At 46.9% G+C, this 25,600-nt stretch carries 28 protein-coding genes and 1 pseudogene; 3 read left to right on the plus strand and 26 right to left on the minus strand.

From position 1 onward, the window contains the following. Positions 1-8: 8 nt before the first annotated feature. From ACFOEE_RS20265 to ACFOEE_RS20295, 7 genes are all read right to left on the minus strand, one after another. Positions 9-371 (minus strand): response regulator, encoded by a 363-nt coding sequence (locus ACFOEE_RS20265; RefSeq protein ID WP_377128904.1) that lies wholly within the window; start codon positions 369-371, stop codon positions 9-11. 9 nt (positions 372-380) lie between these two features. Beyond that, the gene (locus ACFOEE_RS20270; RefSeq protein WP_377128906.1) at positions 381-653 is read right to left on the minus strand and encodes an STAS domain-containing protein; all 273 of its coding nucleotides are present in this window, start codon (positions 651-653) and stop codon (positions 381-383) included. 148 nt (positions 654-801) lie between these two features. After that, positions 802-1,404: an SCO family protein gene (locus ACFOEE_RS20275; RefSeq protein ID WP_377128908.1), complete on the minus strand. Its 603-nt coding sequence runs from the start codon at positions 1,402-1,404 to the stop codon at positions 802-804. A 2-nt stretch (positions 1,405-1,406) separates the two neighbouring features. After that, entirely contained in the window at positions 1,407-2,306 is a 900-nt protein-coding gene (cyoE, locus tag ACFOEE_RS20280) for a heme o synthase (RefSeq protein WP_377128911.1), read from the minus strand. A gap of 15 nt (positions 2,307-2,321) precedes the next feature. Further along, positions 2,322-3,305 (minus strand): COX15/CtaA family protein, encoded by a 984-nt coding sequence (locus tag ACFOEE_RS20285; RefSeq protein ID WP_377128914.1) that lies wholly within the window; start codon positions 3,303-3,305, stop codon positions 2,322-2,324. Positions 3,306-3,314: 9 nt separating this feature from the next. Next, complete coding sequence (locus ACFOEE_RS20290) at positions 3,315-3,812, minus strand: transmembrane cytochrome oxidase associated protein (protein WP_377128917.1); 498 nt, start codon at positions 3,810-3,812, stop codon at positions 3,315-3,317. 2 nt (positions 3,813-3,814) lie between these two features. Next, complete coding sequence (locus ACFOEE_RS20295) at positions 3,815-4,522, minus strand: SURF1 family protein (protein WP_377128920.1); 708 nt, start codon at positions 4,520-4,522, stop codon at positions 3,815-3,817. Positions 4,523-4,533: 11 nt separating this feature from the next. On the opposite strand from ACFOEE_RS20295, the pseudogene ACFOEE_RS20300 reads away from it, so the two are divergent. Further along, positions 4,534-4,704: pseudogene (locus ACFOEE_RS20300) on the plus strand (DUF2909 family protein); the annotation flags it as partial. A 37-nt stretch (positions 4,705-4,741) separates the two neighbouring features. Here the strand turns inward: ACFOEE_RS20300 and ACFOEE_RS20305 are convergent. From ACFOEE_RS20305 to ACFOEE_RS20350, 10 genes are all read right to left on the minus strand, one after another. Further along, positions 4,742-5,620, minus strand: a complete 879-nt coding sequence (locus tag ACFOEE_RS20305) for a cytochrome c oxidase subunit 3 (protein ID WP_377128923.1) — start codon at positions 5,618-5,620, stop codon at positions 4,742-4,744. Further along, positions 5,613-6,185, minus strand: a complete 573-nt coding sequence (locus ACFOEE_RS20310) for a cytochrome c oxidase assembly protein (RefSeq protein ID WP_377128926.1) — start codon at positions 6,183-6,185, stop codon at positions 5,613-5,615. Before ACFOEE_RS20310 ends, ACFOEE_RS20305 begins: the two co-directional genes overlap by 8 nt. Then, entirely contained in the window at positions 6,182-7,765 is a 1,584-nt protein-coding gene (gene ctaD / locus ACFOEE_RS20315) for a cytochrome c oxidase subunit I (RefSeq protein WP_377128928.1), read from the minus strand. Before ctaD ends, ACFOEE_RS20310 begins: the two co-directional genes overlap by 4 nt. Further along, positions 7,762-8,907 carry a cytochrome c oxidase subunit II gene (gene coxB / locus ACFOEE_RS20320; RefSeq protein WP_377128931.1) on the minus strand — a complete coding sequence of 382 codons (1,146 nt, stop codon included), beginning with the start codon at positions 8,905-8,907 and terminating at the stop codon, positions 7,762-7,764. The genes ctaD and coxB overlap by 4 nt, the downstream gene beginning before the upstream one ends. A gap of 293 nt (positions 8,908-9,200) precedes the next feature. Then, the gene (gene lexA, locus ACFOEE_RS20325; protein WP_377128934.1) at positions 9,201-9,818 is read right to left on the minus strand and encodes a transcriptional repressor LexA; all 618 of its coding nucleotides are present in this window, start codon (positions 9,816-9,818) and stop codon (positions 9,201-9,203) included. A gap of 150 nt (positions 9,819-9,968) precedes the next feature. Next, positions 9,969-10,625, minus strand: coding sequence for a 3-oxoacid CoA-transferase subunit B (locus tag ACFOEE_RS20330; RefSeq protein WP_377128937.1), 657 nt, complete (start codon positions 10,623-10,625; stop codon positions 9,969-9,971). Next, a complete protein-coding gene (locus ACFOEE_RS20335; protein WP_377128940.1) occupies positions 10,625-11,326 on the minus strand; it encodes a CoA transferase subunit A in 702 nt (233 codons plus the stop codon). The genes ACFOEE_RS20330 and ACFOEE_RS20335 overlap by 1 nt, the downstream gene beginning before the upstream one ends. An 8-nt stretch (positions 11,327-11,334) precedes the next feature. Beyond that, positions 11,335-12,093 (minus strand): 3-hydroxybutyrate dehydrogenase, encoded by a 759-nt coding sequence (locus tag ACFOEE_RS20340; RefSeq protein WP_377128943.1) that lies wholly within the window; start codon positions 12,091-12,093, stop codon positions 11,335-11,337. A 4-nt stretch (positions 12,094-12,097) separates the two neighbouring features. After that, positions 12,098-13,267 carry an E22 family MetX-like putative esterase gene (locus ACFOEE_RS20345; protein WP_377128946.1) on the minus strand — a complete coding sequence of 390 codons (1,170 nt, stop codon included), beginning with the start codon at positions 13,265-13,267 and terminating at the stop codon, positions 12,098-12,100. A gap of 25 nt (positions 13,268-13,292) precedes the next feature. Then, the gene (locus ACFOEE_RS20350; RefSeq protein ID WP_377128948.1) at positions 13,293-14,594 is read right to left on the minus strand and encodes a GntP family permease; all 1,302 of its coding nucleotides are present in this window, start codon (positions 14,592-14,594) and stop codon (positions 13,293-13,295) included. 245 nt (positions 14,595-14,839) lie between these two features. On the opposite strand from ACFOEE_RS20350, the gene ACFOEE_RS20355 reads away from it, so the two are divergent. Then, positions 14,840-17,137: a TonB-dependent receptor gene (locus tag ACFOEE_RS20355; protein ID WP_377128951.1), complete on the plus strand. Its 2,298-nt coding sequence runs from the start codon at positions 14,840-14,842 to the stop codon at positions 17,135-17,137. A gap of 169 nt (positions 17,138-17,306) precedes the next feature. After that, a complete protein-coding gene (locus ACFOEE_RS20360) occupies positions 17,307-17,987 on the plus strand; it encodes a response regulator (protein WP_377128954.1) in 681 nt (226 codons plus the stop codon). Between the two features lie 41 nt (positions 17,988-18,028). Here ACFOEE_RS20360 and ACFOEE_RS20365 read toward each other — a convergent pair whose 3' ends face one another. From ACFOEE_RS20365 to rplB, 9 genes are all read right to left on the minus strand, one after another. Continuing rightward, positions 18,029-18,631: a M23 family metallopeptidase gene (locus ACFOEE_RS20365; RefSeq protein WP_377128957.1), complete on the minus strand. Its 603-nt coding sequence runs from the start codon at positions 18,629-18,631 to the stop codon at positions 18,029-18,031. A 204-nt stretch (positions 18,632-18,835) separates the two neighbouring features. Next, a complete protein-coding gene (locus ACFOEE_RS20370) occupies positions 18,836-22,297 on the minus strand; it encodes a hybrid sensor histidine kinase/response regulator (protein WP_377128960.1) in 3,462 nt (1,153 codons plus the stop codon). Positions 22,298-22,522: 225 nt separating this feature from the next. Next, on the minus strand, positions 22,523-22,780 hold the full coding sequence (gene rpsQ, locus ACFOEE_RS20375) for a 30S ribosomal protein S17 (protein ID WP_208842053.1): 258 nt from the start codon (positions 22,778-22,780) through the stop codon (positions 22,523-22,525). Then, a complete protein-coding gene (gene rpmC / locus ACFOEE_RS20380; protein ID WP_377128963.1) occupies positions 22,780-22,971 on the minus strand; it encodes a 50S ribosomal protein L29 in 192 nt (63 codons plus the stop codon). The genes rpsQ and rpmC overlap by 1 nt, the downstream gene beginning before the upstream one ends. Beyond that, the gene (gene rplP, locus ACFOEE_RS20385; RefSeq protein WP_377128966.1) at positions 22,971-23,384 is read right to left on the minus strand and encodes a 50S ribosomal protein L16; all 414 of its coding nucleotides are present in this window, start codon (positions 23,382-23,384) and stop codon (positions 22,971-22,973) included. Before rplP ends, rpmC begins: the two co-directional genes overlap by 1 nt. A gap of 14 nt (positions 23,385-23,398) precedes the next feature. Beyond that, the gene (rpsC, locus tag ACFOEE_RS20390; RefSeq protein WP_377128968.1) at positions 23,399-24,109 is read right to left on the minus strand and encodes a 30S ribosomal protein S3; all 711 of its coding nucleotides are present in this window, start codon (positions 24,107-24,109) and stop codon (positions 23,399-23,401) included. 12 nt (positions 24,110-24,121) lie between these two features. Next, positions 24,122-24,454, minus strand: coding sequence for a 50S ribosomal protein L22 (gene rplV / locus ACFOEE_RS20395; protein WP_377129020.1), 333 nt, complete (start codon positions 24,452-24,454; stop codon positions 24,122-24,124). A gap of 12 nt (positions 24,455-24,466) precedes the next feature. After that, entirely contained in the window at positions 24,467-24,745 is a 279-nt protein-coding gene (gene rpsS, locus ACFOEE_RS20400) for a 30S ribosomal protein S19 (protein WP_377128971.1), read from the minus strand. Positions 24,746-24,761: 16 nt separating this feature from the next. After that, positions 24,762-25,586: a 50S ribosomal protein L2 gene (gene rplB / locus ACFOEE_RS20405; protein WP_377128974.1), complete on the minus strand. Its 825-nt coding sequence runs from the start codon at positions 25,584-25,586 to the stop codon at positions 24,762-24,764. Between the last annotated feature and the right edge of the window lie 14 nt (positions 25,587-25,600).

Consider the following 25,600-nt stretch of genomic DNA (forward strand, 5'->3'; position numbering starts at 1 on the left):
TCCTTAACTTAGCGAATCACTTTTTTCAATACCGCCAATAACTGCTCTGGGTTGAAAGGTTTGACTATCCAGCCAGTTGCGCCCGCTGCCTTACCCTCTGATTTCTTATCCAACCCAGATTCGGTTGTTAGCATCAGTAATGGTGTGAACTTATAGTTTGGTAAAGCGCGCAATTCGCGGATCAAAGTAATGCCGTCCATAACCGGCATGTTGACATCTGAAATTACGGCATCAAATCCTTGTTGCTTGGCCAGACTCAATGCTTCACTGCCGTCCTTAGCTTCGGTCACATCAAACCCGGCCTTCTTTAATGTAAAGCCCACCATTTGACGCATTGATGCTGAATCATCGACCGCTAAAATTTTCTTCATATCAACCTCTTAGATATTGTCATGCAGGGCCAGAAAGTCGCTTAGCCCTAAAACGTGTACTGCTTCAAGTAATGCCTCACTTTTGCCATGCCAAACAATTTTATGTTCTATGGCATGTAGCTGCTTTTGCAGCGCACACAACAATTGAATGCAGGCGGTGTCTACACGGACTAGATCAACGATATCAATATGGATATCACGTTCTTCATGAAGTTCTTGAGCGATTTGTTGCTGCAATTCTTCAATGCGTGAAACCGCTAATTCTGAAGGAAGTTTTAACATGTGCGCTGCACAGTCCTTGTAAAAGACCTCGTAAAATTAGCTTAGACCGAGATCTTAAAATTGCCATAAAAGATTTTTGAAAAGCCAAAAATAATTAACGTGTTAGCGCAATTATAGTGGCTTGTGGGATGCTAGATACTGTGCAAGATCAATATTGGGAGCGGATAGTTAGGAAGTCCTGCCGTAAGGTTTTGCTATCAATCAGCGGTACCTCACCTAGTTTAAACTCAGGTTTGAATAGCGCCACCAGCTTTCCCTGTGGGTCGATTAAAGCTACCGCTGCACTATGATCAACACTGTATGCTTCGCTTTCACTCTCAGAGATGGCGTAGATAAGCCCCAAATCGCGTACAAAAGGAAATAGCGCGCTATGTGGTGCTGTTGCAGCAATAATATCGCTACCAAAATAGGCACTGTAAGCTTTTAATTTATCAGCATTATCACGTTTAGGATCGACTGAAATAAACCAGATCTTAATGTCTTGAGAATCGAGTTGCTGTCGCACCGCCGCGAGCTTTGCTAGGGTCATAGGACAAATATCTGGGCAACTGGTATAGCCCACAAACAACCAGTTCCAATGCCCATACAACTGCTGGTTGGTTACTGGTTGCTGAAATTGGTCAGTTAATGTAAAGGCGGCAAGCGGCTTAGCCGTTGGATACCATAAAGTGGTTTCAGCCACTTGTGGAGGGGCCTTCTCACAGCCCCCTAACAACACCAATAAACTTATTAAAGTCAGCAGCTTTCTCAATGTTAAACCCACCTATCAATGAATAATGCGACAAAGAGTAACAGCAAATGCAAAATTGAAAAACGAAAGACTCGCATCGCCATTTGATCATTGCCACGTCGCCACAGCTCAACTGCCTTTTGCAAAAACATCCCATTTAACACACATGCGCTTGCTAGGTATACCCATCCAGACATACCTATCAAATAAGGTAAGACACACACTAACGTGAGAATAATGGTATAGATGAGGATACAGAGCTTAGTAAATTCGACACCATGCGTCACAGGCAACATGGGCACATTAGCGCGCGCATAATCTTGTCGCCTTGCAATGGCCAGCGCCCAAAAATGTGGCGGTGTCCAAGTAAACACTATCATTACCAACAACCAAGGCTCAGCCGCCAGTGCCCCTGTTTCACTAACCCAACCTAGGAGCGGGGGCATAGCACCAGCGAGGCCACCTATCACGATATTTTGCGGTGTGCGGCGCTTTAAAAATGATGTATAAACTACCGCGTAACCAACTAAAGACGCCAATGTCAGCATCGCGCAGAGTAAATTTGCCGCAAAAATCAAGAGCGTAGTTCCACATACGGTCATCAGTGCAGCAAACCACAATGCCTGTTTCGTGCTTAGTCGTTCCATAGCAACAGGACGATGGCGCGTGCGTGCCATTTGTCGGTCAATTTCTCGGTCAACTACATGGTTTATAGCCGCCGCAGCTGCCGCAAGTACACCTATACCGGCTAAACTTGCCAACTGTAACCAGATACTGCGACTCATATCAGGGGCTAGGGCAAGCCCAACCCAAGCTGTTAATACCAACAGCAACACCACTTTAGCTTTACAAATTGCTATATAGTCGGCCATTTTGGTCAGTAGTGGTAACTGCCTAGCTTGTATCAATATTGAAGTAGTCATGGCATTTACCTCGTTCTATTTGCTACAAAAATAACTAAGCCGCACTGTCGCGATAAGCAACATTGCCGCCATAAAATTGTGAAATAACGTCAGCAATAATGGGAATTGCCAGTGCACAATAGCCACCCCAACCGTAAACTGGAGCAACAATAGCATGAGTACCCATTGGGCAGCTTGTTTGATTTTGGCATCGCTACTCGCACGCCATACTCGCCAGGCAACTAAACCAAGCGCACATACAGTTACCACCGCCCACACGCGGTGCACCACATGAATTGATAAACGGGTTTCAAACGGCAGCACCCCATACTCGTATGTTGCTGAAGACGCGGGTAAATGAAATAAGCTTTCAATTGAAAACAACTCAATATTGCTACACAGCGGTAAACCAGGGCAATGCGGCGCCGCATAATTGGCCGCCAGCCAACCTCCTAAGGCAATTTGTAAGATCAATATGCCCAGAGCGAAAAGCACCCAGCGGCGAGATTGCTGAGCGTTGTCACCAAGTGTGCTATAGCTTGCGTACTTTAATCTGAGATAGAGCAAAGTGAGTAAGCTTAAAATGGCAAATCCGCCAAGCAAATGCCCCATCACTATCACGGGCTGTAAGTTTAAAGTAACAGTCCACATCCCCAGTAAGGCCTGAAACACCACCAGTACTAGAATGGTCAGAGACAACTTGACTGGCTTGGTATGGCTCGCTTTGGTCATTACAGCAAGGCCGGCTAGCACTAAAATCACTATTCCTAAAGAACCAGCAAAATAGCGATGTACCATTTCTATCCAAGCTTTCTTAGGCTCCACTTGGCTACCTGGAAACGCGTCATGCGCCGCTGAAATTTCGTGATGCTCGTTGGGTACAGTTAAAAAACCATAGCAACCAGGCCAATCTGGGCATCCAAGCCCCGCATGACTAAGCCGTGTGTAGGCACCTAACGTCACCACCAGCGCTGCTAATAGACTGGCAAACAATGCAATGTATTTAAAACGTCTTGTCATATCAGCTCCTTAACTTGAACGTGCGTAACTGAGGAGTTTTTTTAAATCTTGTAACAAACCTTTTTGGATCAGACGATTTTCCTGCTCATCTCCAACAAATGGGTAAGCAAGTACGACCAAACCTTTGTTATCAACGAGATACAAAGCGGCTGGTTTTAATCCATCTACACCTGATACTTGCTTAAACTGTGCATGTTCGGCTCCTTCGCCTAAGATAAAAATCTCAACGTTAGCCTGATTTTTACCTAGCGCAGTTTGCAGCGCGGATAAAGTTTTGGCTTGTTCTAAGCAAACATCGCCACATTGCGAGGGTGCATTTAATGCAATCGACCAAAGCGCACCATCACGCTTTTCAAGAGCCGAAACATGAACTTCACCTTCTACAAACTCGCCTTTATTCGTGGTGTGAGAAGGCGCCCATTGCCACTTTAGGGCAATAAATGCCAACACCAGAGGCACCATACAACAGGCAACAAATAACCAAATGGTCGATTTACTATTATTCATTTTTATCTCCTAAGCTGCCGCATTAAACTTCCACCGACAACCACAGCCGCAATAGCTAGAAGCGCCCACTGTAACGCATACGCAAAATGCTTTTGTGGCGTCATGACAGATAACTGGAAGTGCGGTGTGACAAAGGCCAAAGGCGGTTGCTGCGCATAAGCCACAGCACTTACCAGCGGATAAGGTATGAACTGTTGAAAAAAGGATAAATCTAAGTATTGAATAACCTGAGGGAAACGTTCATCAAGCACTGGCTGTTTAGCCAGAGTGAAACCTTTTAGATCGCGGGCTTTGAGCGTCACAGCCAACTCGTCCGGCAAGCCAAACAGATTTAGCTCTGGCAATATGGTACGGTCATTGGCAGCAACAAATCCAAGCACCACTAAAACAACCTGGTTATTACTCAATAACATAGGCACAATTACGTCGTACCCAGGCTGCCCCTGCAAAGTCTGATTGTCGAGTAGCCAATATTGCGAAGATAACCAACGCCCCTGAATATTAACATGTTTACCGTGCAACTCAGTCACAGCAGCATTTGCGTGTAGCGCAGCAACCGTTACCGCACTTTCGCTATGTTGCAATAACTGCTGCTTCTCTACACCACGTTGATACTGCCACCAAGCCAATCCCAAACACCCCAAGCACACCAGCATGACTGACATTTTCAGCCAGCTTAAGCTACGCTTAGGGGAATACTCTTTTTCCATACAGGCACTCTATGTTGATTAAAATTATTATCGTGCTCTTATTACTATTTGTGTTGGTGAATCTTTTTTATGCGTTGTGGTTGATGGTAAGCGGAAAACCAACCGCTAAACCTATGTCTCATTACTTAGGTAAACGTGTACTTTTTTCCGCTTTGGTTATTTTGGTCATTTTGCTTGCCGCTAAGTTAGGGTATGTGGAATTTCATCCCAACCCTTACCTTAAAGCACATACACAAACACAAACAAACCTAACCACACCACATCGACAAAATGCCAATACCAAGCTGCCGCTTGAAACGCAAAATGCTGCTTACTATCAAGATGACCTTTTAAAATCCTGAGCCAAACCACAACCAGTAAAATAGTGCCGAGGGTGACATGTAAGCCGTGGAAGCCTGTCAGCATAAAAAAGGTATTGCCGTACACGCCAGATTGCAGCGTTAAACCCAGCTCTTGGTAGGCATGGATATATTCCTCTACTTGCAATGTAAGGAAGCTCACGCCAAGTAAGATGGTCAAACCCAGAAATGCTTTTAGGCGGCCACGCTGATCTTTTTCCATGGCGGAATGTGCAAAACTGATTGTGACGGATGAGGTGAGCAGAATAATGGTATTAATCAGTGGTAACCCTTCCCAACCCATTGCCTGAGTCGTCCCTCCCGCAGGGGTCGTTACTAACGGCCACATTGCAGTAAATGTTGGCCACAAGACCTCCTGCGTCATCGCATTGTTGCTCGCGCCACCAAGCCAAGGTACTGAAATCATTCGGGCATAGAATAAGGCGCCGAAAAAGGCCATAAAGAACATGACTTCAGAAAAAATAAACCAGCTCATACCTTGTCGGAATGACTTGTCCATTTGCTTTGAATATAGCCCTTGATTTGATTCCGAAATCACATTTCTGAACCATCCCACTAGCATATAAATCAAAATTGCGAGGCCGATAAAGAGCAGCCAATGTCCTTGCCCGCCTTCTTTAGCTTGCTGCATAACAGTTAAACCACTACCCACCGCAATAAAAAACAAAGCAACTGCGCCTACGATAGGCCAAGGGCTTTGTTCCGGTACATAGTAGTGTTGGTATTCTGAATTACTCATCACTCTTCTCCTGCGCAGCTTCTAGCGTCGGCTGCGTTTGCACTTGCCACTGTGCCTTATCAGTAATATCAAACAGCGTGTAGGATAAGGTCAGTTCTTGTATTTCTGTTGGCAATTCGGTATCAACATAAAACAACAAGGGAAACGTTTGCTTCTGACCCGCTTGCATAGGCTGCTGGTTAAAGCAAAAGCATTCCATCTTGTGTAAGTATTTGGAAGCAAGCCCAGGTGAGACCGAGGGGATCGCCTGCATCACTCGCGATTCTTGGCTTAAGTTTTGCGCTACGAAGTCCACACGCATGATTTCACCCGGCTTTACTTCAACTTGAAATTGCTGTGCTTGAACTGAGAAAGGTGCACCTTGCTGAGCATGCGTAGTGAAACTCACCGCTATCTGACGCGAGGTATCAACCGATTCGCTGGCAGCGGCCACGGTCAAATCAGGTTTACCGTTGAGACCAGTAATATCACAAAACACGTCATACAAAGGCACTAAAGCAAATGCGAAGGCAAACATGCCAAGGCTCGCTAACACCAACTTTTTCAGTAAAGCACTATGCATCACTTGATCTCCGGAGGGGTACTAAATGAATGATAAGGAGGGGGTGAAGACAGCTCCCACTCCAATCCTTCGGCACCATCCCAGACTTTAGCTGGTGCAGGCTCACCGCCACGAATACAGCGATACACTACGTACACAAACAACAGCTGAGATAAGCCAAAAGCAAACCCGCCGATACTGATAATGGCGTTAAAATCAGCAAACTGTAGGGCATAATCAGGGATCCGTCGTGGCATCCCCGCCAAGCCAACAAAGTGCATAGGGAAAAACAGCACATTAACGCTGACTAACGACAACCAAAAATGCCACTTAGCCAAGGTTTCGCTATACATGTGCCCAGTCCACTTAGGTAGCCAATAGTAAGCTGCTGCCATAATAGAGAATATCGCACCTGTCACTAGTACATAGTGAAAGTGAGCGACCACAAAATAGGTATCATGGTATTGGAAATCAGCAGGTGTAATCGCCAGCATCAAGCCTGAAAAGCCACCAAGCGTAAACAGCACAATAAACGCAATGGAAAACAACATCGGCACTTCGAAGCTGATTGATCCCCGCCACATGGTTGCAACCCAGTTAAATACCTTTACGCCCGTCGGCACTGAGATAAGCATAGTGGCGTACATAAAGAACAATTCCCCTGCCAGCGGCATACCTGTGGTAAACATGTGGTGCGCCCAAACGATAAATGACAGCAAGGCGATGGATGAGGTGGCGTAAACCATAGAGGCGTAGCCGAAGAGTTTTTTACGAGAAAACGTCGGCACTATGGTGGAGATAATACCAAACGCAGGCAAAATCATAATGTACACTTCAGGATGACCAAAGAACCAGAAGATGTGCTGGAACATCACAGGATCACCACCACCAGCGGCATCAAAGAAACTGGTGCCAAAATACTTATCGGTCAATACCATAGTCACCGCACCAGCCAACACAGGCATTACCGCAATTAATAGAAATGCGGTAATAAGCCAAGTCCAGACGAATAACGGCAGTTTCATCCAAGTCATGCCTGGGGCACGCAAATTCACTATGGTCACAATAACGTTGATAGCACCCATAATGGAGCTTATCCCCATGATATGGACTGCAAATACGAATAGCGCGGTGTTATCGTTACTGTAAGTGGTAGACAGCGGGGCATAGAATGTCCAACCAAATGCAGGACCACCACCTTCCATAAATAGTGAAGCAAGCAGAATCGCAAAGGCAAACGGCAGTATCCAGAAGCTCCAGTTATTCATCCGTGGTAATGCCATATCTGGAGCCCCTATCATCATAGGAACCATCCAGTTAGCCAGACCGGTGAAAGCTGGCATAACCGCACCAAACACCATGATTAAGCCATGCACTGTAGTCATCTGGTTAAAGAAATGCGGATCAACCAATTGTAGGCCAGGTTGAAACAATTCTGCCCTAATCACCATTGCCATCGCGCCGCCAATAATAAACATGGTAAGCGCGAAAATGAGGTACATCGTACCTATGTCTTTATGATTTGTTGTATACAACCAGCGCTTAAAGCCACTGGGCGCATGATGGGCATGATCATGCTCATGCGGATTGACGATGCTGCTCATTGCCCTTCCTCCTTCGTTGCGTCCAATCGAGCCTGAACTTGACTAGGTTGTACTACTTCACCCGTATCATTGCCCCAGCTATTACGTTTGTAGGTGACGACCCCTGCGATATCTTTAATTGACAGTTGCTTTGCAAAGGCCTGCATTGCAGTGCCAGGACGACCATGCAGGATCACGTCAATGTGGTCATTAATTGGGCCAAGCACGACTGCGTTGCCTTTTAAAGCTGGGAATACGCCAGGCAACCCCATACCTGTTGGCTGGTGACAAGCTGCGCAGTAAGCCATGTAGGCTTTTTCACCAACTGCCATCAGCTCTTCTTTCGATAACGTTTGGTCTAGTAATGCTGCACTTTCAGCAGCAGCTCGTTGTTTAGCTGCTTTAGCATCGGCAAGCCAAGTCGCAAATTCGTCTGGTGATTTCGCTTCAACCACAACGGGCATAAAGCCATGGTCCTTGCCACATAGTTCAGCACATTGACCTCGGTAAATACCAGCCTCATTAACACGTGTCCAAGCCTCGTTGATAAAGCCTGGATTGGCGTCTTTTTTCACCGCAAAATCAGGTACCCACCAAGAGTGGATAACGTCATCTGAGGTCATTAAAAACCGCACTTTCGCGCCAGTAGGAATAACGAGCGGTTTATCCACTTCCAACAAATAGTTTTCACCCTTTGCTTGCAGGTTATCTATCTGCTCTTTGGGTGTAGATAGTACGGAGTAAAAATCGACTCCCTCGCCCATATATTCGTAATGCCATTTCCACTGCGAACCGGTAACTTTGATGGTGAGATCCGCTTTGCTGGTATCCTCCATAGCGATCAAGGTTTTGGTCGCAGGTATTGCCATGACGATTAAGATTAAAAAAGGAATCGCAGTCCAAAGAATTTCAACTTTGGTGCTTTCATGGAATTGCGCAGGAGTTGCCCCTTTTGCTTTTCTATGATGGATAAGTGCCCAAAACATTGCAGCAAACACCACAACGCCTATAACACAACAAATCAGGAAGATTGTCATATGCAAGTCATAAACTTGTTGACTGATGTCGGTGACACCCTGCCGCATGTTGTACGCACTATCGGCACTGGCCAATGTGGGTAACAGTACGGCAAACCAACCCACTGCAAATCGATACGCTCTCATTTGACGTCTCCTTGAAATCTCCCTCGATAAGCGCATAAAAGGAGATCGTTATTCTTATTGGATGACTGTCATAGCATGCGACACTTTGTCGCATGCCAACTGCACGACACTTAACCAATTAGTCAACTTTTGACCAATCTGCAAGTTTTCCTGCCTTTTCTTCGACGAAATGTGATAAGCGGTGAAAAAAGAGAAGCTTAGATACCGAGGCGACTAAGTTGGAAAAACAAAAAAGCCCAGCAACTCACGCTGCTGGGCTTATAAAATAAGCATTTTAAGGCAATATCAGTGAATTACATCCATTGATTATTTCTTATTACACCGACCGCCAAACCTTCGATTGAGAAAGGCTCTTGTTCCAAATCCACTACAATCGGCTCGAACTCAGTATTTTCAGCATGTAAAAAGACTTTTTTACCAACCTTTTCAAAGCGTTTCACTGTGACATCTTCATCGACACGAGCGACAACCACCTGACCATTCTGTGCGACTTGGGTGCGATGTACCGCCAGTAGGTCGCCGTCCAAAATACCAATATCTTTCATGCTCATACCGTGAACCCTTAAGAGGTAATCAGCGCTCGGTTTAAACATGTGACCATCAACCTGACAATGGCTTTCAATATGCTGCTGCGCCAAAATAGGCTCACCAGCAGCGACACGACCAATCAAAGGCAATCCCAGCTGCTCAGGTTCATCTTCCTCGACCAAACGAATACCACGGCTAGCGCCCGGCACCATTTCAATTACGCCTTTTTTGGCTAATGCTTTAAGGTGTTCCTCAGCTGCATTGGCACTTTTAAAACCAAGAGCTTCTGCGATTTCCGCACGCGTGGGAGGCATTCCGGTATCCCGAATAAAGACTTTGATGAGTTCGAATATTTGCTCTTGGCGTTTGGTTAATGGTCGCATATCACTGGTTTTCCATACAGTACAATTACCTGTGAGTATATACAGTTATTTCAAAAGCGCAAATTTAAACGTTGTGGCGATTTTTATTCCAGTTATAGCTTGTGGCTGAGTGGAGAAAGGTCTTCAAAGCGTGCCTTAGCACGCTTTTGCCTAGAATATCATTTCGGGGACATGGCTGGGTACGACTAAACGTCCAGCTGTTTTTTGCTGGATTTCTGTAACACTGACGCCAGGCGCTCGTTCTAAAAGGTGAAATGCCCCCTCTCTTATTTCAAGCAGTGCTAAATCTGTGATCACTTTATTGATGCACGACTTGCCCGTTAGAGGTAAGGAGCACTGCGCCAATAGTTTTGACTCGCCATGTTTACTCGCATGAGTCATAGTGCAAATAATATTTTTCGCACCAGCGACTAAATCCATCGCGCCTCCCATGCCTTTTACTAACTTGCCCGGAATGGTCCAGCTGGCTATGTTGCCTTGTTGATCGACTTCAAAAGCCCCGAGCACAGTTAAATCAACATGACCACCCCGGATCATGGCAAAGCTCTCTGCCGAACTGAAAATAGCCGCGCCCTGTACCGCAGTTACGGTCTCTTTGCCGGCATTAATCATATCGGCATCAACAGCGGCTTCATCAGGATACGGCCCCATGCCAAGTAAGCCGTTTTCCGATTGCAGCATCACGGCAATGCCTGTGGGCACGTAATTCGCAACCAATGTCGGGATGCCAATGCCTAAATTCACGTAATAGCCATCTTGCAACTCTTTTGCAACTCGCATTGCCATTTGTTCTCGTGTTAATGCCATTAGTTACCCCTTGTCATGCGTTTTTCGATCCGTTTTTCGAATTGCCCCAACACCACTCGGTCAACATAAATACCTGGAGTATGGACCTCACTGGGGGCAAGCTCTCCTGGCTCAACAATCATTTCCGCTTCTACCACCGTCACTTTGCCAGCAGTGGCCGCCATAGGGTTAAAGTTCATTGCGGTATGACGATAAACACAATTGCCAAACCTATCAGCCTTCCATGCTTTGACTATGGCAAAATCGCCTTGAATGCTTTCTTCTAATAAATATTCACGGCCATTAAAGGTTTTAAGTTCCTTACCCTCGGCAATTGGTGTGCCGACTCCCGTGGCAGTATAAAAGGCGGGAATACCGGCGCCTGCCGCGCGCATTTTCTCTGCCAGTGTGCCTTGTGGAGTCAAAATGACTTGCAGTTCACCACTTAACAACTGCTGCTCAAATAAGCTGTTTTCGCCCACATACGAGGCCACCATAGTGCTGATTTGCCGTTGTTCGAGCAAAATACCAAGGCCAAACCCGTCTACCCCGCAATTGTTCGACACCACAGTTAACCCTTTGACCCCCATGCGCTGTATTTGCGCAATTAAGCCCTCAGGAATACCACATAAACCAAAGCCACCAGCAATGACTGTCATACCGTGTTGCAGCCCAGCCATTGCCTCGGCATGAGAGCTGACTACTTTATCAAAACCTGCCATGTTTGCTCCTATTGCACCGTCCAGCCGCCGTCCAGCACCAAGGTCTGGCCGGTAATATTGCGCGCTTCTTTGGCGAGTAAAAACTTCACGCTATGAGCAATTTCATCTAAGCCGATAAAGGCTTTTTTGGGCATCGGCGCCAACATAATGGTGTCTATTACCTCGGCTTCGCTTAGACCATGCTGCTGCGCTTGCGCGGCGATTTGCTGCTCCACTAAGGGGGTTTTTACATAGGCAGGGCATATGGTGTTTACCGTAATATCGTAATTTGCGGTCTCTAACGCCAATACCTTGCCAAGCCCAATTAGCCCATGTTTGGCCGCGACATAAGCCGATTTATATTTTGACGCCACCAGCGCATGGATAGAGCCAATATTAATAATGCGACCAAAATTATGCGCTTGCATGCCTGGTAGCAGCGCTTTACAAAGCATAGCGGGGCCAGTCAGCATGACATCTTGTAGCAATTGCCATTTTTCCAGTGGGTAGTCTTCAAGCTTTTCAACGAATTGCACACCGGCATTATTAATAAGCACATCAATATGCCCAAGTGCTGCAACTTGTTTGCCAAGCTCTGCCACCGCAGCCACGTTTAGGCGCAGCGCCGTTGCTTGCCCACCAGCGGCATTAATTTCACCGGTCACCTGCTCTGCAGCAGCAAGCTGCAAGTCGCTTACAATTACCTGATAGTGCTGCGCAGCCAGCTCAAGTGCCAAATAGCGCCCGATACCGCTGCCGGCACCGGTAATAAGAACCTTTTTCTGCATGCTGTTACTCCGCTAAAAAGGCTGCAATTTCAGCCTGCTTACTAGTGATGGAAAAGATGCCATCAAGATGACCCCAAATTCCCTGAATCTCACTTTGTGTGACTTGCTTACCACTGGCGGTTAAGGTTTTGGCCATAGCTCTGGCGCCTTCAGGGCGTAACAGCAAGTCCCCTGAGGAAGGTAACATCAGTACTTTGGCTTGAATGCGAGAGAGTGCAGTTGCGAGATTTTCTTCCATTCCTGCGCTAAAAAGTTGCGATGCACGGATCAAATACAGGATGTGATTCGCATCTTGCGTTTTTGCCCGCGCCAATGCCCGCGCGGCTAACGTTTGATTGATTGCAGGTAAAGTGCGAATATCTTCCAGCGCACCTTTATCTAGCACCTTAAAATCAGGAAAGCTGGCATTATAAATCGCAGGATGCATCGCATCTTGGGTGATGTTAAGCATAGTGGCGGTTAAACCCGCAAGTGGGCGCTCACCCTCATAGTAATTCCCGTCACGCCAGTTTGGGTCTAAGCGGATCGGCAAAGCCCACTTTTCTAGGCCCGCCACAGTCCACGCATCCATAGTGCCAGCACCTATGACATGAATTAAACGTGCGACTTTATCTGGATAACGCACCGCCCACTCTAGCGCTTGAAATGAACCCATTGAGGCGCCAACCACAGCATAAAGTTTATCTATACCTAAGCTAGCCAAGAGGCGTTTTTGTACTTCAACAAAATCAGCAATGGTTACTACAGGAAAGTCCAAACCATAGCGTTTGCCGGTTTTCGGATTGATTGATGCGGGACCTGTGGTAATGACATGTGGATCATGCCAATTCGCATTCACTAAAGTGTCGCTACTTATCACAAAAAACTTATTGGTATCTATGGCTTTACCTGGGCCAATAATCGCATCCCAATATCCCGCGAGAGCATCCGTCTCTGCATATTTTCCGGCGGCGTGCGAGGTGCCTGAGAAATAATGGGTAATTAAAATCACGTTGTCTTTATTGGCATTTAAGGTGCCATAACTTTCATAGCCAACATTCACCTCAGGCAAAGTCACACCCGAAACCGTTGTAAAGTCTGTCGTGGTAAATTTTTGTTTTTCGACCAGCAAAGTGCTGGCGCTGACTTGCCAGCAGCAACATATCAAGGCGATTAAGACCAAACGCTGCAACATCGCGAACCTCCTTAAACTTAATTAATTAGAAAAATATGAACAATAGCAGTGCTAACATCACCCCAACTAGCGGGACAACAGCGGTTAATGCCGCCATCGCCCAATAAGCGCGTTGATGGGTTTCTTTACAGATAGCGCGAATGGTAGTGACGACATAACCATTGTGCGGCAAGGTATCGAGCGCACCTGAGCTAATTGCCACAATACGATGTAACTGCTCGGGATTAACACCTGCATCAAGGTAGTGCGGTGCCACCAGAGGTAAAGCAATGGCTTGCCCACCAGAGGCCGAGCCAGTCAGCCCCGCAATCACCGACACCGCAATGGCCGCTCCGAGTAGCTCATTGCCCGGCATTGCCGTCATGACTGCAACCGCTTGCTGAAACGCCTCGGTGTTTTTCGCCACCGCACCAAAACCAACAACCGCTGCGGTATTACCAATAGCAACTAACGCCCCGGTGGTGCCTAAGTTGATGGCATTACCTAAATCGCGAAAGTGTTTGAAGTTGATCACCAGCAAGCTCACCACTCCGGCAAGTAGCGCTACAATTAAGGCACTTTGCTGCAGCACTTCATGTAGCGTGAATGAGCACACCAACACCACCAATAATGGCATAACGCCCGTCATTGGGTGCGGGTAATCGCGAGTTAGCACGGCAGGGTCGTCTGCATTGGCAACAAAACCTTCGCCAGCCGCTTTAGCCTGAGTGATCATGCGCTTTAACCACCAATAACCTGTGATTGCCATAAACACCGCCACCACTAAGCTGACTTCCCACGCCGCATATGGCGAAGTGCCTAGATATTTAATTGGGATCCAATTTTGGATCTCTGGCGAACCTGCCGAGGTCATAGTGAAAGTCACAGAACCAAAGGCCAATGTGGCGGGAATAAAACGCCGCGGTAAATCGGCATCTTTAAATAAACTCAGCGCCATCGGATAAACCGAAAACGCCACAATAAATACACTCACGCCACCATAAGTCAGCACCGCACAGGCAATCACCACAGCCAGCACCGCGTGTTTCATGCCAAGCTTAGCGACGATATAACGCGCCACGCTGTCGGCAGCGCCGCTGTCTTCCATTAATTTGCCAAACAGGCTGCCGAGCAAAAACATAAAAAACCAAGCACTGACAAACCCCGCAAAGCCATTCATGTAGCTGCTTAAAAAGTTCAGCTCACCGCCGCTTGGGAACACCGCCATGTCGCCACTCCACGCCACTAACAAGGCACACAATGGCGCGGCGATAAACAAATTCACCCCGCGTAACGTCAAGGCAATCAAAATAATTAAACCACTTAGTAAGCCCACCATACTCAGCATAAGCTGTTCCTTTTTATTCTTTTCAGTCGCTTTCAATACTAGTCAGTTTGGGCACAACACCATAGAAAATACATAGTACTAAGGTTATAGAATAGCGCTAAGCCGCATGAACAATGGCCTGCAGCGCGGATAGTACTAAGGTGCTAATTCACTTTTGCACGGATTTGCCTAGAGTCGTATGGAGTTGCATAAAATCGCACAACCAACATGACAACGACCCAAAATGACAATAAAGGGGCAACAGGATGAAGAGTAATAACCAAGGGCACACTGCACGGCGCTTATCAGCCATCAGCTTAGCCATTTGCAGCGGTATCATAGCGCTGCAAGCGCAAGCCGCCGATACGGCCAAAAACAAAGCCGAGCTGGAGCGCATAGAAGTCACCGCACGTAAAACCGTTGAAAATTTACAAGAAGTACCCGTTACCGTCACTTCAATTGGCGCCACGGAGTTGCTCGAGAACGGCATTCAAGTGCTGACGGAAGTACAACAATTTTCCCCAAACACTACGCTTCAGGCCAGTCGTGGTACTAACTCCACCATCACCGCCTTTATTCGCGGGGTTGGCCAGCAAGATCCGCTGTGGGGCTATGAACCCGGTGTCGGTATTTATGTCGATGACGTCTACATTGCGCGTCCGCAAGGCGCGGTGCTCGACTTGTTAGATGTGCAGCAAATAGAAGTGCTGCGCGGCCCACAAGGTACGCTGTATGGCAAAAACACCATAGGTGGGGCAATTAAATACGTCACCAAAGAAATGACTGGCGACACTACTTTTGATATCCAAGGCACGGTTGGCAGTTACAATCAACGCGATATGAAACTCACAGGACAAATTCCACTGATTGCCGACAGCCTCTACCTAGGTTTTGGTTATGCCAACCTCAATCGCGATGGCTTTGGCGAGTTTTTACAAATTAGCCAAGCTAATCAGGACGCAGAAAACTACAATAAAGACGTCACTGCGGCGCGGGTTACCTTAGAATATCGGCCAAGCGAAGCACTATTTCTGCGTTTGGCATGGGACAAAACCGATGATAAATCCAACGCCAAAGGCGGCTATCGGCTACTTCCAAGCCTATTAACTGACGCGCCCATTCCAAATAGTGTATTTGATAGTTACACCAGCATGCCGACTTGGAACAAAGTCGAACTTGAAGGATATAGCCTGACTGCTCGTTGGGACATCAGCAACCAAACCTCGTTGAAATATACTGGCGCCAAGCGTGACAGTTACTCACCAACCAATATTGACTTTGACAACACGCCGCTGCGCATTTTTGATGTACCTGCAATTTACGACGACACGCAAACCACCCATGAATTACAACTAAACCATCGTGGTGAAGGCTATCAGTTAGTCTCTGGCATCTATTATTATGATGGTGAATCCTGCGGGCAATTTCAGGCCATTTTAGAAGTGCTCGGACAAAGCTTGGGCGCACCGGGCCTCACCCGTGAAGTGAGTGGCTGTAATAACTCCACCAGCAAAGCGGCCTATGCACAGGCCAGTATCGACTTATCTGAACAATGGTCGATGACGCTCGGCGCACGTTATACCCGCGATAGTAAAGAGGCTACGGTGAACAACGGACTGGTGTTTGACACTGTCTATCCAGAGTCTGGTTGGATCCCGGGCTACCAACGCCCAGCAGGTCAATTAGTACCGACCGTCCTTGATGATGACGCCGATTGGTCACGCTTTACGCCAAGGGTGGGTGTGGAGTACCAGCACAGTCGCGATTTGATGTTTTTCGCCAGTTATGCGCAAGGCTTTAAATCTGGCACTTTTAATCCACGCGCCAGTACCGCTGAACCGGCGGCTGATCCAGAAATTGTAGATTCTTTTGAACTTGGGATGAAAAGCGAATGGAACAATAATCTGCGCGCCAACTTAACCTTGTTTTCGCTTGACCACAAAGACCGACAGTATATTTCTGTGTTACCCGGTGCAACTTCTGCTGACTTAAATCAGCGCTTAGGCAATATAGGGAAGTCTTCCGCCAATGGTGCCGAACTTGAGCTCACTTATATTGCAAGTGAAGCACTGAGTTTTGACGTCGCCTTGGGTTACATCGACAGCGACTTTGAAGAAGTGCTCGACACCAACCCAACAACGGGTGAAATTTTTGATAAGTCAGACCGTTTTAGTATTGCTAACACCCCAGAGCTGACCGTCAACTTAGGCGCCAGTTATCGCATTTACAGTGAGTTTGGTGACTTTGTCGTTAACGCCAGCTATTACCATCGAGGTGACTACGTGCTGTTTGAAGAAGACAGCTTACTCGACCAAGACAGCTACGCATTGGTGAATTTAAGTATTAACTGGTTTAGCCAAGACGGCCGTTGGCGTGTAGGTCTACACGGCAAAAATCTTACTGATGAGGAATATATGATTGGTGGCTATCAGTTTGTCACGCCAGACCCAACCGCACCAAACGACCCCAGTAAATATACGCCGGGACTTGGCGGAGATAACACTTTGGTTGGCTACTTTGGCGGCCCGCGTACTATCTCGCTTACTGTCGGTTACCGCTTTTAAGTGATGTGATGCCCAAACGATTTGGAGTTACAGCTAGCCAACACCGCTGCGGCTTTAAGTAGGCTGGGGATATTAAGGTGCTGCGCGTAGGCTTCCCCACCTACGCCGCAGTTGCCTTGTCATTCCACGCGAAATCCCCTATAAACAGCTAGGACGGAGTAACCACAGGATGAATAACGTGCAAGCTATTATTGCCGATGACCACCCACTGTTTCGCAGTGCTTTACAACAAGCCGCGGCGCAAGTGATCAGCAGTGAGCGGATCAGAGAAGCCAGCACATTAATGGAGCTACATAGCCTGCTGACGCAACATCCTGAAACCGAATTATTGTTTTTAGACCTCACCATTCCGGGCGCCAAAGGGCTACAAGGGTTGGCTGAGATCCGCAATCAATATCCGGATATTTTGGTAATAATGGTCTCAGCTAATGAAAACAGCGACATCATTGCCAAAGCAATGGCGCTTGGCGCCAGCGCTTATATTCCTAAGTCGTCGTCTTTGGATGTCATTGGCGATGCGATTCACTGCGTGTTAGAAGGTGAGAACTGGTTACCGCCGTTAGCCGATTTACCCAGTACCGAACACAATGAACAAGCCGACTTTGCCCGTAATTTAGAAAAGCTCACGCCACAACAATATCGTGTCTTAGCGATGATTGCCGACGGCATGCTCAATAAACAAATCGCCTATGCCATGGCAATTCAGGAAACCACCATTAAACAACATGTGTCGGCGATTTTAAAAAAGCTCAATGTGTACAACCGCACCCAAGCTGGAATTTTGTTTAATCAGCTTTCCACTTTAGGTGACCATCAAGATGCGCTCAATATCACTGAGACTAAACTTTAAATTTTGTCCACGTTGAGGGCGTCATGCTAAAAAGCCCTGCACTAAAGCGCGGTATACTTTTCACCCGCCTTTAAACCACAACTGTGTTCTTTGGTATTTTTAAACGTTAGCGGCAAGGTTTGCCCACAAGGCAAACGATTGTAATGTGGTGGTAGATTAGGGCCACACTGCTGCACATCAAAATGTAAATGTGGGCCGCCACTTTGCCCAGTATTGCCACTTAACGCAATGACCTCACCGGCTGTTACTTGGTCGCCTTGTTTTACTAACTCACCGTTATACATCAGGTGAAAGTATCTGCCGATGGTGCCGTCGCTATGTTTAATAAATACATAATTTTCTTTTAAATCCTCGTTGTTACCATCTTTAAAACCGGCTTGGACACTCACCACTTCGCCATCTCTTGCGGCAAGCACTTTAGTGCCAATCGGCATAACAAAGTCGATTGCGTAGGTACCAACTCCTTGGTTTGCGCTACGGTAATGCTCTGTTGCGGCATAAACATCCCACGCAGTACCCACTTCGTAAGGTAATGTATAAAGTGAATTCGATTGCGCTGGAAATACAGCACAATCAATCTCAGGCGCAGAACACGCGCTCAGTGAAGCAGTCAAGAAAGTCGCGGCAACTAGGGGGCTTTTCATTGGATATCCTTACTGTAAACCCTATTAGTCGCAGCTTTTTTTAGATAGGTTTAAATGAGGGTGAGAAATATCCAAGAGAAGCTAAGGCGTGCTCTGAGCAGCCTTTAACCTTTGCTGCCAATCTCTGTAACTGTGTGACTTGCTCGAGATGCGTATCAATTTCGCTAGCAATTTTGGACTTTTGGGTAGGCTCGACCTTTAAACTCAACTTTGCACCTGTATCCCAGACGCATAGCGTTTTAACAAGCGCTTTAACGCCGGTGCTTTGAGTGGTTTATAGAGTAGAGGAAAACCTGCATCGGTGATTTTTTCGCGGATTACTTCATCATGATCAGCAGTATTAATAATAATCGGTAACTCTAACCCGAGCTCAGCGATGACTTGCAACCCAGTGATGCCGCCATCTAACTGATAATCCGCAATCAGTAAGTCTGCTTGCTGATGCGCGTGTAACGCCTGTAGTGCTTTGCCATCACGTGCCACCGCCACCTCACAGCCCCAATTGCGCAGCAGTTGTTGTAATGCCGCCAGCGCATTGGTGTCATTATCCAATAACCAGACGCGTAGCCCAGCTAAGGTGTTGTCTGGGGTGTTTTCTGCTAACTCTTCAGGGCGCTTTTCCGCAATCGGATCCTGACAAGGCAATAACAAGGTAAATTGTGTACCTTTTCCGACTTCAGAGCCGAGCACTAATTTTATCCCGAGTAAATCACACATCCGCTTGCTAATTGCTAGCCCCAAACCTAGCCCTTGACCATGGGCTTTTTCACTAATTTGCTTAAATTCCTGAAAAATCGCTTCTTGATCTTGTTTTGCGATGCCAATACCAGTGTCTTCCACTAAAATAGACAACGCATCGCCATGCCGCTCAAGGCGTAACCGCACTTCGCCTTGCTCAGTGTAACGAATCGCATTGCTGAGTAAGTTGCTGATAATGCGCTTTAACAGTGCTTTATCAGTATGTAAGGTGACCTCACAAAGTTCAGTCACAAAAGTAAGGCCTTTAGACTGTGCCAATGCCTGATATTCCGTGCACAGAGGACGCAATAACGACAAACTAGCAAAGCGTGCTGTACTCACTTTAAATGCACCCGCATCTAATTTAGTGAGCTCTAAAATACTTGAGAGTAAATCTTCAGCACTGGCCAAAGAACTTTTAATATTGTCAGATAAGGTCGCAAGTTCTGTCCCCTGCGCCCGCTCGCTCATCAAAGCACAAAATAAACTGGCAGCATTAAAAGGCTGCAGTAAATCATGACTGGCGGCGGCGAAAAAGCGCGTTTTACTTTCGGTGGCACGTTTTGCTTCACGGTTAGCCTGCTCTAAAAGTTGATTGGCTTCAGTAAGGGCTTGGGTTCGGGCTTGGATCTTCTCTTCCAAGCTGAGGTTAGCTTGTTGTAGCGCCTGCTGCTGGCGGACAAATTCGGTGATATCCGTATAAGTAGTAACAAAACCACCACCCGGTAATGGGTTGCCCTGCATCTCAAAGACCCGACCATCATGGTGCTCACGGCGAAAGCGATAAGCACTGCCTTGGCGCAAGTAATCTAGGCGTTTATGAATATCGGCTTCGAGGTCTTGATAAGGAAATAACTGCCGTTCGGCGTTATAGCGAATAAGTTCAGCCACAGGGCGACCGATATACAAAGCGTCTTCCGGATAGGCAAACATCAGGCGATATTTTTGATTCCAAGCCACGAGCTGTAACTCGCTATCCACTACACTGACACCTTGTTCAATATTCTCTATGGTGGCTTGCAGTAAGTCGCGGTTAAAACGCAGTACTTGGCTTGCCTCGTCGACAAACTCTGCCACTTGCTCCAGCGGTTGGGCTTTTTCATCCTTCGCCACTTGCAAAATCAAACGCGCCGATGCGCCCCCCACCAGTGCCGACATTTCACGCTCTACTAAGGCCTCAGTTGCTGCGGGAGCGGGCTGCTTCCAATGGCTTTTCTCGCTCGGAAAATACTGCTCAACTAAACTCTGAGCACTTTGCTGATCACTAAATCTTTGTAGTAAATGGGCTAGATCTTGATAGCTCAGCTGGGTGGCAGTTAACTTTTCTTCCGCTACGTTTAAAATAAATTTATTACTTTGCAGCCGCTCTGCAAGCCTTGCTGATGCAAACCAAGGCACCAGTAAATACACCGCCGTATTGACGCCTAGTGATAACAATACTGACTGGCTTAATTCATCTAACCCCAATAAGAACAGATCTTTGGGTGCTAACCAGGCTATCTGCCACGGCCCTTGGGTGAGCCATGGCGCAGCGCCAGCAAGATTGGTGTAGAGCGTAGGTAATAGTAATGTATAAAACCAAATTGCCGTACCACTTAAAATGCCCAGTTGCGCGCCCAAACAAGACGCTTTGCGCCACCATAAACCTATCACCATCGCGGGCGCAAACTGCGCCACCAAAGCAAATGACATCAACCCCATATTCGCCAAGGTATTACCATCGGCCAAGACACGGTGGCTCGCATAACTGAGCAGCAAAATTGCAAAAATCACCCAACGTCTGGCATGCAATAAGGTATTTTTAGATAGCCCTCGATGCCGTGAACTCAACTGCGAGCGGCGGAGCAAAAACTGATTAATAAAGTCGTTGGTGATCATAATCGATAGCACTATGCTCGAGACGATAACCATGCTGGTCGCAGCAGAAAAGCCACCGAGAAACGCCAGCAGCGCCACCCAAGGTTGCTCAGCAGCCATAGGCAAGGCCATCACAAAGGTATCGTAGCCGACCTCTTGCCCCTGAAAATACACTAAGCCGGCATACGCGATTGGGAGAATAAACAGGTTAATGAGCAATAAATACAGTGGGAACAACCAGCGCGCACGCGCCAATTGCCGATCGCTACCTTGCTCTATAAATGCAGTGTGGAATTGCCTTGGTAAACACAGCGTGGCCAACACACCCAGTAATACATGCAGCCAATAAACATAATTTGGGCTGGCTTGCAGCACCACTCGCTCGGTGATCCCCGCGGCCTCTGCTTGCTGAAAAATCTGTTGTGGGGAGTCAAATAAGCCGTAGCAAACAAACACCCCAACCACGCAAAATGCCACTAACTTAACCACAGATTCAAAGGCAATGGTCGTCATCAAACCGGGGTTGTGTTCACTGGGTCGTAATCTGCGCGTACCAAACAACACCGCAAACAGCGCCAGTAACAAGGTGATGTAAAACGTACTATCTTGCCAAAAGGCGGGCGCTTCGCGATATTCAACTTGCGTCAGGAGTTGAATACTCGCACTGGTAGCATTCAGCTGTAGGGCGATATAAGGCACCACAGCAATCACTGAAATCAACGACACTAAACCCGATAGACTCGACGATTGCCCATAACGGGTGGCGATAAAATCGGCCATAGAAGTGAGCTGTTGTTGGCGGCAAATGGTTGCAATGCGAGTGTACACCCGCCAACCAAAGACAAATAATAGCATAGTCCCAGCGTACGTCGGTGCTAACCACCAACCATTATGGGCGGCTTGTGCTGTGGTACCAAAAAATGCCCATGAGGTGCAATACACACCTAACGACAAAGCATAGACAGTGGCACTGGCTTTAATTTTGGTTTGTTTATCGGCCAACCAAGCAACGGTAAACAGCACACCGAGATACGCCACCGCAATAAGACTTATTACCGCAATTGAAAACATGGCTCAGCTTATTTTTATTGTTTTATTCAGCATAACGGTTACATGCCAAAAAAACAGCCGCACTTTAGTACAGTAAGAGTACAGTACACGTAATAATGAACTGGATCAGCTTCGCTATGAGCAATGCTATGGCTAGATTTATAGCTATATCAGCATGATATTACAGGCAAAAAAAAGCCTCGACCAAAGGCCGAGGCTTCTTCTAAACAGACTTAATTATAAAAATTAAGCTTGTTTTGGACGCTCAATTACGTCTACCAAAGTCCAAGATTTAGTCTTAGAAATTGGCGCACACTCACGAATTGAAACTAAGTCACCAGCTAGAGCTGAGTTGTTTTCATCATGTACGTGCAACTTAGTTGTACGTTTGATGAATTTACCGTAGATCGGGTGCTTAACCTGACGCTCGATAGCAACAACGATTGACTTGTCCATTTTGTCGCTAATAACACGACCTTGAAGAGTACGGATTTTATCGCTCATTATGCACCTGCCTTCTGGTTGATAACCGTTTTAACACGCGCGATGTCGCGACGTACTTTTCTCAACTGGTGAGTTTGAGCTAGCTGACCAGTGCTAGTTTGCATGCGCAGGTTAAACTGCTCACGTAAAAGCTCTAAAAGTTCAGCTTGTAGCTCTGCTACACTTTTGTCTTTAAGTTCGCTAGCTTTCATTACATTACCGTCCGAGTTACAAATGTTGTTTTGAAAGGTAATTTACGAGCAGCTAGGTCGAATGCTTCACGAGCAAGCTCTTCAGAAACACCTTCCATCTCGTAAAGTACTTTACCAGGGCGAATTTCTGCTACCCAGTATTCTACAGAACCTTTACCTTTACCCATACGAACTTCTAACGGTTTCTCTGTAATTGGCTTGTCTGGGAACACACGGATCCAGATTTTGCCTTGACGCTTGACGTGACGGGTCATAGCACGACGAGCTGCTTCGATTTGACGAGCAGTCATACGGCCACGGCCAATCGCTTTCAAGCCGAAAGAACCGAAGCTAACTTTGTTACCGCTGGTCGCAACACCGCGGTTACGACCTTTTTGTACTTTGCGGAATTTGGTACGTTTTGGCTGTAACATTTAATCGCTACCTCTTACTTAGCACTTTTCTTGGCTTTCTTCGGTGCACGCTTATTCGCAGCTGGCTTCTCTTGCTCTTGTGCATTTAGTGGTAAACCACCAATCACTTCGCCTTTGAAAATCCAAACTTTAACACCGATGATACCGTAAGTGGTTAACGCTTCAGAAGTTGCGTAGTCGATATCAGCACGTAGAGTGTGTAGAGGTACACGACCTTCACGGTACCACTCAGAACGCGCGATTTCAGCACCGCCTAAACGGCCGCTAACTTCAACTTTGATACCTTTTGCACCAATACGCATTGCGTTTTGTACCGCACGCTTCATAGCGCGACGGAACATAACACGACGCTCTAATTGTGACGCGATACCGTCAGCAACTAGTTGTGCATCAAGCTCAGGCTTGCGTACTTCAGAGATGTTGATTTGAGCAGGTACACCAGTCAGTTTAGTCACTGCTTGACGTAGCTTCTCAACGTCTTCACCTTTTTTACCGATAACAACACCTGGACGAGCCGTGTGAATTGTTACGCGGATTGATTTAGCTGGACGCTCAATCACGATTTTAGACACAGAAGCAGCTTTCAATTCCTTAGTAAGGTATTGACGCACTTTGTGATCGCCAAAAAGCTGTTCAGAGAAATCTTTTGTATTCGCATACCATGTAGATACCCAAGGTTTAGAGATACCTAGGCGAATACCAGTAGGATGAACTTTTTGTCCCATTACTTATATCTCCTAGCGATCCGAAACCACAACAGTGATGTGGCTTGTACGCTTCTGGATGCGGTCTGCGCGTCCTTTAGCACGTGGCATAATGCGTTTCATTGTTGGACCTTCGTCAACAAATACTTTCGCCACTTTAAGCTCATCAATGTCGGCACCTTCGTTGTGCTCCGCGTTAGCGATAGCAGACTCAAGTACTTTTTTAACCAATGCAGCCGCTTTTTTAGGGCTGTAAGCTAGGATATCAAGAGCGCGAGCTACTGGTAGACCGCGAATTTGATCAGCCACTAGACGTGCTTTCTGCGCCGAACTAGAGGCGTATTTATGTTTAGCTAATGCTTCCATCATATTCCCCTATTAACGCTTCTTAGCTTTCTTATCCGCAGCGTGGCCGCGGTAAGTACGTGTAGGTGCAAATTCACCTAGTTTGTGACCGATCATTTCGTCTGTAACGAATACAGGTACGTGCTGACGACCATTATGGACAGCGATGGTCAATCCGATCATTGTTGGAATGATCATTGAACGACGGCTCCAAGTCTTAATAGGCTTCTTGTCACCGCTTTCCAACGCTTTCTCTACCTTCTTCAGCAAGTGTAGGTCAATGAATGGACCCTTCTTGAGAGAACGTGGCATGGCAATTCCTCAACTGTTATTTAGAACGACGACGTACGATAAACTTATCAGTACGCTTATTGCTACGAGTCTTCTTACCTTTAGTTGGTACGCCCCATGGAGTTACAGGGTGACGACCACCAGAAGTACGACCTTCACCACCACCGTGTGGGTGGTCTACTGGGTTCATGGCAACACCACGAACAGTAGGACGAACACCGCGCCAACGTTGCGCACCAGCTTTACCTAGTGCACGTAGCATGTGCTCAGAGTTACCTACTTCACCCAGCGTAGCGCGACAGTCAGCTAGCACTTTACGAACTTCGCCTGAACGAAGACGTAGCGTTACGTATTGACCTTCACGAGCAAGGATTTGTACATAAGCACCAGCAGAACGAGCGATTTGCGCGCCTTTGCCTGGCTTAAGTTCAACGTTGTGAACTGTAGCACCTACAGGCATGTTACGCATTGGCATCGCATTACCAGCTTTGATTGGTGCATCAACACCAGACTGGATTTGATCGCCAGCTTTTAAGCCTTTAGGAGCGATAATGTAACGACGCTCACCGTCTTTGTATAAAACAAGAGCGATGTTTGCGCTACGGTTTGGATCGTACTCTAGACGCTCAACAACAGCTGGAATGCCGTCTTTGTTACGTTTAAAGTCAATTAAACGATAGTGTTGCTTGTGACCACCACCGATGTGACGAACCGTGATGCGACCGTTGTTGTTACGACCACCAGACTTAGAGTTTTTCTCTAAAAGTGGTGCAAATGGCTTACCCTTGTGTAGATCTGGGTTAACCAATTTAACTACGTGACGACGACCCGCAGAAGTTGGTTTACACTTTTGAAGTGCCATAATTCTAACTCCCC

The sequence above is a fragment of the Pseudoalteromonas fenneropenaei genome (assembly GCF_042643375.1).
GTDB lineage: Bacteria > Pseudomonadota > Gammaproteobacteria > Enterobacterales > Alteromonadaceae > Pseudoalteromonas > Pseudoalteromonas fenneropenaei.

Excerpts from the sequence above, each read along its gene's own strand:
- ACFOEE_RS20330 (WP_377128937.1), bottom strand. The coding sequence starts at position 10,625 with ATGGCATTAACACGAGAACAAATGGCAATGCGAGTTGCAAAAGAGTTG.
- rplB (WP_377128974.1), bottom strand. The coding sequence starts at position 25,586 with ATGGCACTTCAAAAGTGTAAACCAACTTCTGCGGGTCGTCGTCACGTA.
- ACFOEE_RS20295 (WP_377128920.1), bottom strand. The coding sequence starts at position 4,522 with ATGGAAAAAGAGTATTCCCCTAAGCGTAGCTTAAGCTGGCTGAAAATG.
- ACFOEE_RS20360 (WP_377128954.1), top strand. The coding sequence starts at position 17,307 with ATGAATAACGTGCAAGCTATTATTGCCGATGACCACCCACTGTTTCGC.
- ACFOEE_RS20355 (WP_377128951.1), top strand. The coding sequence starts at position 14,840 with ATGAAGAGTAATAACCAAGGGCACACTGCACGGCGCTTATCAGCCATC.
- rplP (WP_377128966.1), bottom strand. The coding sequence starts at position 23,384 with ATGTTACAGCCAAAACGTACCAAATTCCGCAAAGTACAAAAAGGTCGT.
- ctaD (WP_377128928.1), bottom strand. The coding sequence starts at position 7,765 with ATGAGCAGCATCGTCAATCCGCATGAGCATGATCATGCCCATCATGCG.
- rplV (WP_377129020.1), bottom strand. The coding sequence starts at position 24,454 with ATGGAAGCATTAGCTAAACATAAATACGCCTCTAGTTCGGCGCAGAAA.
- ACFOEE_RS20350 (WP_377128948.1), bottom strand. The coding sequence starts at position 14,594 with ATGCTGAGTATGGTGGGCTTACTAAGTGGTTTAATTATTTTGATTGCC.
- ACFOEE_RS20270 (WP_377128906.1), bottom strand. The coding sequence starts at position 653 with ATGTTAAAACTTCCTTCAGAATTAGCGGTTTCACGCATTGAAGAATTG.
- cyoE (WP_377128911.1), bottom strand. The coding sequence starts at position 2,306 with ATGACTACTTCAATATTGATACAAGCTAGGCAGTTACCACTACTGACC.
- ACFOEE_RS20365 (WP_377128957.1), bottom strand. The coding sequence starts at position 18,631 with ATGAAAAGCCCCCTAGTTGCCGCGACTTTCTTGACTGCTTCACTGAGC.
- ACFOEE_RS20335 (WP_377128940.1), bottom strand. The coding sequence starts at position 11,326 with ATGGCAGGTTTTGATAAAGTAGTCAGCTCTCATGCCGAGGCAATGGCT.
- ACFOEE_RS20345 (WP_377128946.1), bottom strand. The coding sequence starts at position 13,267 with ATGTTGCAGCGTTTGGTCTTAATCGCCTTGATATGTTGCTGCTGGCAA.
- ACFOEE_RS20285 (WP_377128914.1), bottom strand. The coding sequence starts at position 3,305 with ATGACAAGACGTTTTAAATACATTGCATTGTTTGCCAGTCTATTAGCA.
- lexA (WP_377128934.1), bottom strand. The coding sequence starts at position 9,818 with ATGCGACCATTAACCAAACGCCAAGAGCAAATATTCGAACTCATCAAA.
- rpsC (WP_377128968.1), bottom strand. The coding sequence starts at position 24,109 with ATGGGACAAAAAGTTCATCCTACTGGTATTCGCCTAGGTATCTCTAAA.
- coxB (WP_377128931.1), bottom strand. The coding sequence starts at position 8,907 with ATGAGAGCGTATCGATTTGCAGTGGGTTGGTTTGCCGTACTGTTACCC.
- ACFOEE_RS20265 (WP_377128904.1), bottom strand. The coding sequence starts at position 371 with ATGAAGAAAATTTTAGCGGTCGATGATTCAGCATCAATGCGTCAAATG.
- ACFOEE_RS20305 (WP_377128923.1), bottom strand. The coding sequence starts at position 5,620 with ATGAGTAATTCAGAATACCAACACTACTATGTACCGGAACAAAGCCCT.
- rpsQ (WP_208842053.1), bottom strand. The coding sequence starts at position 22,780 with ATGAGCGATAAAATCCGTACTCTTCAAGGTCGTGTTATTAGCGACAAA.
- ACFOEE_RS20340 (WP_377128943.1), bottom strand. The coding sequence starts at position 12,093 with ATGCAGAAAAAGGTTCTTATTACCGGTGCCGGCAGCGGTATCGGGCGC.
- rpmC (WP_377128963.1), bottom strand. The coding sequence starts at position 22,971 with ATGAAAGCTAGCGAACTTAAAGACAAAAGTGTAGCAGAGCTACAAGCT.
- rpsS (WP_377128971.1), bottom strand. The coding sequence starts at position 24,745 with ATGCCACGTTCTCTCAAGAAGGGTCCATTCATTGACCTACACTTGCTG.
- ACFOEE_RS20370 (WP_377128960.1), bottom strand. The coding sequence starts at position 22,297 with ATGTTTTCAATTGCGGTAATAAGTCTTATTGCGGTGGCGTATCTCGGT.
- ACFOEE_RS20290 (WP_377128917.1), bottom strand. The coding sequence starts at position 3,812 with ATGAATAATAGTAAATCGACCATTTGGTTATTTGTTGCCTGTTGTATG.